The organism is Arthrobacter sp. E3, from assembly GCF_017353415.1.
GTDB lineage: Bacteria > Actinomycetota > Actinomycetes > Actinomycetales > Micrococcaceae > Specibacter.
In genome coordinates this window covers 1-6,524 of sequence record NZ_JAFMPX010000065.1, presented here as the reverse complement: position 1 = coordinate 6,524, position 6,524 = coordinate 1, and the positions used below count along the sequence as shown (strand labels likewise).

General features: G+C 60.6%; 3 protein-coding genes. 2 read left to right on the top strand and 1 reads right to left on the bottom strand.

Annotation, left to right across the window (positions count from 1 at the left end):
* Positions 1 to 179 precede the first annotated feature (179 nt).
* Positions 180 to 758 carry an LPXTG cell wall anchor domain-containing protein gene (locus tag JMA46_RS16530; protein ID WP_207346445.1) on the top strand — a complete coding sequence of 193 codons (579 nt, stop codon included), beginning with the start codon at positions 180 to 182 and terminating at the stop codon, positions 756 to 758.
* Between the two features lie 194 nt (positions 759 to 952).
* On the top strand, positions 953 to 1,297 hold the full coding sequence (locus JMA46_RS16525) for an SdpI family protein (RefSeq protein ID WP_207346444.1): 345 nt from the start codon (positions 953 to 955) through the stop codon (positions 1,295 to 1,297).
* 311 nt (positions 1,298 to 1,608) lie between these two features.
* On the opposite strand, the gene JMA46_RS16520 is transcribed toward JMA46_RS16525, so the two are convergent.
* Entirely contained in the window at positions 1,609 to 6,285 is a 4,677-nt protein-coding gene (locus JMA46_RS16520; protein ID WP_207346443.1) for an endo-alpha-N-acetylgalactosaminidase family protein, read from the bottom strand.
* Positions 6,286 to 6,524: the final 239 nt, after the last annotated feature.

Below are 6,524 nucleotides of genomic sequence, written 5' to 3'. Positions count from 1 at the left end.
CACGTCGCCCAGGAACTCAACGCACGCCCACGCAAAACGCTCAACTGGAATACACCAGCCGAGCAACTTCATGATCTACTGATAACCAACTAAACACCAGGTGTTGCAACGACCCCTAGAATTCAAGCTTCCCTGCCACTACGGACGTTAAATTGTTGCTGGCTCCGGGTGGAGTGGCCTTGCGCGCAGTCGCCTTGGATACCCAGGATGCTCAGGATGCTCAGGATGCTCAGGGCGAAGTCTCCTTGGGTACTGTCACCACCGATGCCGAGGGTGCGGCCAGCACGACTGTCACCATTCCGGCTGCAACCGTCGCTGGCGCTTACGCGGTCTCAGCTTCAGCAGGCGACGCCTCAGCGGTGCTTGCATTGACCGTCACGGAGGCGGTCAAGCCCACACCGGAGCCCACCACCGACCCGACGACGGAACCCACCACTGAGCCGACGATCAAGCCGACAACGGAGCCCACCAAGGAACCGACCACAGGGCCCACGACGGAACCCACCAAGGAACCGACTAAACAGCCGACAACCGAGCCGACGGCTCCATCGACGACTGTACCGGCCGCAACTGACAAGCCAACTGACAAGCCAACGGTGAAGCCCACCCAGCCGTCGGGGGCAGCTGTCGCTGACAGCGATGACTTGGCTCATACGGGTGCAGGGACCACGCCGTTCCTGCTCGGTGGATTGATCCTGCTTTTGGCAGGTGCAATCACGGTGTTCAGCCGCCGTAAGCGAAATTCCTCACACGCCTAAGACACAGGGTATGTAGCAGCACCCAAGGAGTGTGGGTTCACCGGCATCCTGCCAGTGAACCCACACTCCTTTTTGTTTTCTGTCCCCCAAGGCCGTGAGTTTTCCCCCGTGCGAGGCCCGGAATACGTATTGAGGCAGTGAGCACGGCCGGTTTTGAATGCCGCCTCAGGATGCGATTTCCGTAGACTAGGAGCATGATCTTCGCTGTACTCATGCTCATAGCCTGCTACCTACTACTTGCTCTTGTCGTCGTACGTTGCGCTGATGGCCGCATGGGCATCAACGGGATAGCCGGAATCAGGACGCCAACCATCATGACCAATGAGCAGACCTGGCTTGCCGGACATCGAGCAGCAAAAAACCCGACGCTTGTGGGTGCTTTTGCTGGCATGGCCATCACGGTGCCCGCGCCATTCCTTCCGAGCGAACCTCTGCAGGCAACAGCCATACTTGTTGGTTGTGGTTTGCTACTGTCCGGCGTCCTCTACGGAGCCGCCAAAGGAACCAAAGCAGCGCACCACATTTTGGCAATGCAGTAAGCGGAACTAATATTCGAAAGCCCCCTGTTAAAGCGTGCCGCACAGACCCTTCCCGCTACGGTCGCGCCCTGGGTAGCTTCTACTGGCAAGCTTGAGTCCAGCAGCCCCCTGGCTCAACTCGACCTTTGCGATCTATTCGGTTTTTTCGGCGACCCAGAAGCATCTCCGGCAAGAATTGGCCAAGGCAACACTCGACTGTGCCAAAGCCTGGAATACAACGCTACACAAGGTTTTCGCGACAAACGCAGGAAGGGCTGTGTGTCACCCAGTATTGGGTGGCACACAGCCCTTCCTGCGTTCAGCGCCGGAGGCTACGCCCTGCGGCCACGTCCTCCACGGCGCAGTCGAAGGCCCAAGGCCGCTGAACCAAGCAACAGCAGCAGGCCTGCGACGCCTGCATAGCCGCCTACAGCGGCACCTGTGTGTGCCAGTCCGTCGTTGTCGGTCGCAGCTGCCGCAGAGGTCTGCGTTGGCTTCACCGTCGGCTTGTCAATCCCAGCCGGGCTGGACGTCGAAGGAACCGTCGTCGTGGTGGGAGCTGTAGTCGAATCCCCTGCCAGGCCCGTCGTCGGCTCCGTCGTGGGGCCCGTCGTCGGCTCCGTCGTGGATCCCACTACGGTGATGGCCAATGACCCTGAGGCATCCTGCCCAGCAGCATTGGTTCCCTCGGCCTGGAGCGAGTAAGTGCCCGGCACAGCGTCCGCCGGCACAGCAGTTGCCAGCTTCGCCATACCCGTTGCATCAGCCGTGGCCGTTCCCAGCACCAGAGTCGTTGCATCCATGGCCGCCAATCCAAGCGCCTGCGCTGCCGGCGCAAACGTGAAGTCCATCTGGCTCCCTGGCAGCAGATCTGCCACTGTGAGCGTGAACTTCTCCCCCGCCTTCAAGGAATTACCGGCCGCGTCAATGGAAAGCACGAGAGGAGCAGCGTCCGTCACGTCAGGCTCACGTTCACCAGGTTCAAAGCCCACAGGCGGGGTGACGACTGGCTCGCTGCCGTTGGTGCCGTAGACGCGCATTTCGGCAGCGGCGGCAAAGCCGAGGCCGTTGTACGCGTTGAGAGCTTCAAACTTCACGTAGCGGGCCTTGTGGCCTGCCGGAATCGCTGCGATCTGCATTTCCGGCACGTCCTTGAAGCTGCCCGAAGCCACCGCCGAACCCCAGTCCACACCGTCATTGGAGACGTAAATCTTGTAGTCCTTGATGCGCCCATTCTGGCCGCCGGACTGGCGCTGCTGAAAACCAAATCCGGTCAGCCCATAGTCCTCCGACAGATCAAAAGCCGCCCTGTGTGGGTAGGGGTTGGCAACATCGTCGTAGTTGGTGTGCCAGATGGTGGAGGTGTTCGCGTCGATGACGTTGGTGATGGGCCCTTCACCACCGGACGCAGACTGCTGGGAGTCCGTTGTCACTTTGAGCTTGTCCAGCGGAACCATGCCGGAGATCTGTACCGGAAGGTTCACCTGGGTCGACACTGACTTGGTTGACTGCTCGTTGAGGTACACGGCGTTGGGCGTCAGCTTCGCGGTGGTGCCTGCGGCATCGGCTGCCGGAACCACAACCCACGTGGTCGAGACCGACTCGCCGGCGGCAACACTGTCAAAGAGGTTCCCGTCCTGATCCTTGACCAGGAACGTCCAGCCTTCAGGCGGTGTGCCCAGGCTCAGTGCAACGTTGGTGGCTGCGGTCTCTTCGCTGTTGACAAACGTGGTGACAAATTCCGCCGGCACCTGGGGGGTCAGCGGCGGAACCGTTCCCGCTTCGAGCTTGGCGCAACCCGGACGGTTCGCGGCAGGCCCCAGGTCCCGCACCACGAGGTTGTCCAAAACCATGTCGCTCGCCCCGCTGCCAAGGCGCTTCAGGCCCACCCAGGACGACCCGCATCCGGCAACAAAGGTGCTGAAGAAGCTGGTGGTGGCCAAGGACTCCGGAATGGTTTCGTTGTTGGTCTCCTTGGTGCCAACAGCACCTGCGGCGACCGTGTCCACGCCCGTCACCCACTGCCATTGGGATGCCCCGTTGGACTGGTAGTCGAAGACCACCTCGTATTCGTGGCCGAAGGTGAACGGCAGGGTCACAGGCGTGGTGCGGTACGTCAGCCCGGCGCGTTCGTTGTGCGCCTTCAGGGAATGCGTGCCACCCTGCTCGGTGATCACATCATCCACCTGGCCAGCACCCTTCCACGCTTTCTGGGTGAAGGGGGCATGCAATTGGCTGATGCTCGTCTGCGGATCGGAAAGGCCGCCATTGTTACCCTTGAAGAACGGTCCCCAACCCGGCTGGTTGCCTTCAAAGTCTTCTGCAAAAACCACGTTCCCGCCAACAGCCGGCAGGGTGCTGGGCACTACTGGCCGCGGGTTGGTCATGACGGAGTTCAACGGCGCATCGATCGTGACACGGACGTTGTCGACGCTCACCTTCGCTGCTCCCGCTGCAGCGGAGACTTCCACCTTCACTTTTCCGTCGGCAGGTGCGGTGAACGTCAACGGAGCCCTTTGGGCGTAGCTCTCACTCTTGGAGTCGGAGGCCATGCGGTTTTCCATCGGTGTGACATCAAAGCCGTTCACTGCCGAAAGCCCCGTGCCGGTGGCCTTGAGCTCCGTGGCCCTGTGCTCGCCCTGGGCAATTTCAATGTCAGCACCCACCGTGTACTTGCTGCCCGGGGTCAACCCGGTGATGGTTTGTGACACGGACGACGCCGAGTCCCCCAGCACCGCAACATTGTCACCAAGAGCCGTGCGCCGGGCCGTGGCAACGCCGGTGGCATTCCACGCAGTCAGGTTTCCCGTGTTAAAGCCGGGATCAACCAGCCCGGTGCCCTCGCCGTAGTTGGCGGCAGGCTGCGGCGCCTTGCCGCCGGCCGGGACGAGCACGTATGGTGTGGCTGCCTCGCCAGTGAGCGTGACCTTACCGGCGGCTGCCGCAACGTCGGTCACCTTGACTCGGCCGTTGTCGGTGAGCTTGAACAGCTCAAGGTTGCCGGTGCCTGCAAAGCTGGCGGGCAGGTCAAAGGTGGAGGTTCCGCCAGCTGCATCGAAGAAGTACAGCTTCGTGGCATCGTTCGGGTTCGAGACAGTTCCAAGGTTTGAAATGTCCTGCCACGGGATCAGGTACTTGGTGCCATCGATAACCAGCTTGCCGTCGAAAGTGACTTGTCGGACTCCACCCACCATGTCAATGGCGACCTTGTGCCCGTCGGCGTCCTGCAACTTCGCTGAGGTGCCAGCCTGCCAGTCCGTCAGTTCATAGTGCTGGAGGAATTTGGTGGGCAGGTTGTCGCTCCACACCTTGGAGTAGGTGGCGTTGAAATCCTTCTGCCCCGACCAGCCTTCGTAGTCTTTGACCACTTGGCCGCCCAGCAGCGGGTCAACGTTCCACAAGTCGCGGTCGGAGTTGCCAATGAACCGGATCATCTGTGAGCTGATGCCCTGGTTTCCACCGTAGTTCTTGTCATTGGCCCAATGCGACCAGATGGCGTTGTTCTCAAAACGCGAGGCGTACTCGGTGGTGATTTCAAAGCCCATCTTCTGCAGGTTGTTCGCCAATCCATCCGCCATCGCCCCACTTTCCAGATAGGCGTCAATGTACAGGCTCTTTACCCCGGGGACCGTTTCACGCAGTTCCGCGAAACGGTTCAGCACGTTGCCGGAACCCAAGTCATGGGGCATGTCGATCAAGTAGGCATTGTTGAGCCAGTCCCAGCCTCCCCTTCGCGTGCCGATGAGCTCCGCACTGAAATATTCAGCCTGGGCGTAAGCTTCGGTGGCGTTGACGTGTACGCCAAACTCAGCGTTGTATTCCGAGCCGACGTCGACGAGAGTATTGAAGTCCTTGGCACCGCCGGCCCTGGTGTTGATGTCGTTGCCGTAGTCGGGGTGGGCCGCGTCGTGCCCTTCGCTTTGGTAGCCCTTTTCCAGAATCCACTGACCCAGATTGTCCGTGGCCATGGAGAAGCGCTTCACGTTGTCAAGGGTCTTTAGGAACGGATTGGTGGCGGTGCTGCCAAAGTTAAAGGGAATGCGTGAAACCACCCGGTCCGGAATCTTATCCGAGCCGAGCGGCTTTTCGGAATTGTTCCTGTAGACGATGGCTGCATCCTGCCAGTCCACCGTGCCGGAACCGTTCACGTCCGCGGCAAGAACCACTGTTGCCTCGGGCAGATCGAAGGTGGCAACCCGCGAATCTGTTGCTTGCTTCGGGTGGTAGGTGAAGATGCCTGGGGACAGCGTGGCGCGCTTCGCGCCGCCACCGCCGTCCTCGACCTGGGCGAACAAGCGGTTGTTCCACTCATTGTTACCGCTGTCCTCAGTGGCATTGGTGATGATGCCTGCCGCCAGTTCGCTGGTGTTGACAAAGCCGTAGGGTGTGCCCACGGCGCCGGCATCGACGGCCGCCGCAGCGGTGATGGGCAGAATGCTGTCCTGGTTGGTGGTGGTGTCGTCGGTGTTCTTCGTGCGGGACAGCACCGCCCCTGACTGGCCGGAATTGACCGACAACAGGGAATGCCCGGGAATGGAAAGCGTGTTCATGCCAGCCTCGCCCGCCCCTGCAACTTTCGTGATCTTAAATTCAACTTTGTTCTTCTGTGTCACCTCAATCGTTGAGGTGATGACAATGGCAGGGTCGGCAATCGTGGATTGGTATGTGGCCGTAGCACCGTTCACGGAAACGGTGGTTGTGGCTGTCTTAGCCTGCCCATTGACAAGGAACGTTGTCAGGGCCTTGCTCTGTCCGCCAATGACACTGCCGCCGAGGTTGTAGGAAACAACCTGCGGGAACGAATCGCCTACGGCCACCACCAGGCCGTTGCCGTTGGCTAGGGAGAGCGTTGTCGCATCCCCCGTTGCCGCGGACGCCGGACCGGCCAGCCCAACGGCGGCCGAGGACATGATGGCCAGCGCTGTCAGCGTTGCCAGCGAACCCCTCATGTATGCCGCTTTGTCTTTTGGTCGGGGATTGTGTCCCGGCCGGATCTTACGATCTGTCATCAAACCACCTTGCTCGGACAGAGCCGGCCCAGCCCAAGGAAATGGCGCCACTTTGGATTCGGGAGACCGCTGCGCATCACTGTTATCGATAACATCCTAGACTGTGACGCTCACTACATTCAATGACCGGGAGCATTATGACGGGGCGGAATTCACGACCTCAATCACAGCATGGACTCCACTCCGGGAACATCAAAGAACCGTGGGGGGGGGGGGGAGTGGGGGGGGGGCCGCCGGGG